2 protein-coding genes are annotated in these 1,440 nt (G+C 50.7%); both read left to right on the top strand.

The features are described 5' to 3' along the window. Nucleotides 1–59: 59 nt before the first annotated feature. On the top strand, nt 60–542 hold the full coding sequence (locus IEX04_RS18980; RefSeq protein WP_141392880.1) for a helix-turn-helix domain-containing protein: 483 nt from the start codon (nt 60–62) through the stop codon (nt 540–542). Next, nucleotides 458–1,393: an IS3 family transposase gene (locus tag IEX04_RS18595; protein ID WP_229677256.1), complete on the top strand. Its 936-nt coding sequence runs from the start codon at nt 458–460 to the stop codon at nt 1,391–1,393. The genes IEX04_RS18980 and IEX04_RS18595 overlap by 85 nt, the downstream gene beginning before the upstream one ends. The last annotated feature ends 47 nt before the right edge of the window (nt 1,394–1,440 follow it).

The following is a 1,440-nucleotide window of genomic DNA, read 5'->3' as shown; positions in this document are numbered from 1 at the left end:
TGAACTGCTCCCCAAATGTTGGACTGAGAAATCAGTAACCACATCTGGGGAGCTTTTCAATGCGCGCAAGAAGCACATTATCCGAGCAACAACGAGAACGACTAGTCGACCTCTTCGAGCAAGGCTTAGGTTATAAAGCAGCCTCAACTGAACTACGAGTGAAGTCAGAACCTGTTCGCCGTCTTTATCGAAGCTGGCATCTTCATGGCAGGCTATGTCTTATGGAAAAACGCACGAAATCCGTCTATTCATTTGAGATCAAGAAGGAAATCGTTGACCGGCATGCGACCGGCGAAACGAGGATGGATCTTGCGAAAGAGTTTAATCTCAGCTCACAAAAGTTGGTTGGGAAATGGGCTAAGCAACATCGTGAGGGCGGCGATGAAGCGCTGATGCTCAAACCAAAGGGCAGGCCCAAAGGCTCCGAAAAACCAGTGGCCTTGAGCGAAGAAGACAAATTACGTCGCGAACTCAAGCGTGTTCAAGCAGAAAACGCATACCTAAAAAAATTGCGGGACTTGAGGAACCAGGGGCACGCCTGAAAACGCTGGCGATCGCAACCCTCAAGTCTGACCACAATCTAGCTGACCTGCTCCACGCAGCAGGGCTAGCCAGATCAACGTATTTCTACCATGCGCAACGGCTCACCGAACCTGACAAGCACCAGAAGCTCAAAGAAGAAATCCAAGCAATCTTCACCGAAAGCAAACATCGGTACGGTTACCGCCGAGTGCGAGTCGAGCTGGTGAAGAAGGACTGGAAGGTGTCTAAGAAACTGGTCTGGAAGCTGATGGATCAGCTGAACCTGAAATCCAAGGTGCGGATACGACGCAAGTACTCCTCCTACAAAGGGAAAACCAGTCATATCGCGGAGAACATACTAAAACGCCAGTTCCAAACCAGGGTGGCGAACACCAAGTGGGTCAGCGACGTGACCGAGTTCCGGGTAGCTGGCAGAAAACTGTATCTGTCACCGATCATGGATTTGTTTGATCACTGCATCATCAGCCATACGATCTCGACTTCGCCGACAACAGCATTTACCAGTGCCAGCCTGGCCGAGGCCTTCGAATCGCAGAGACCGGCATCTGGATTGCTGGTGCACACGGACCAAGGATTTCAATATCAGCATTCGTCGTGGCGTCACCTGCTCACGAAGCACGGTGCGGTGCAATCCATGTCTCGCAAGGGCAATTGTTTCGATAACTCGGTGATGGAAAATTTCTTTGGCCACCTGAAATCGGAGATGTATCACGGTGAGCACTTTGCCACCGTTGCCGATCTGACCAGGGAAATCAATGAGTATATTGACTGGTATAACCACGTCCGGTGCCAAGAACGACTGCAGGGTATGGCACCGATTGAATATCGGTGCCATACCCTGGCAGCTTGACCCGTCTAGACTTTAATTACCTTGTCCAACTTTCGGGGACCAGTTCA

This window comes from Glutamicibacter ardleyensis (assembly GCF_014644555.1).
In the GTDB taxonomy this organism is placed as follows: domain Bacteria; phylum Actinomycetota; class Actinomycetes; order Actinomycetales; family Micrococcaceae; genus Glutamicibacter; species Glutamicibacter bergerei.
Note: the sequence above shows the minus strand (reverse complement) of the source record. Positions and strands in the feature narration are given on the sequence as shown.

What these genes read in the sequence shown, in the direction of transcription:
- IEX04_RS18980 (WP_141392880.1), top strand. Translation starts at nt 60, where the DNA reads ATGCGCGCAAGAAGCACATTATCCGAGCAACAACGAGAACGACTAGTC.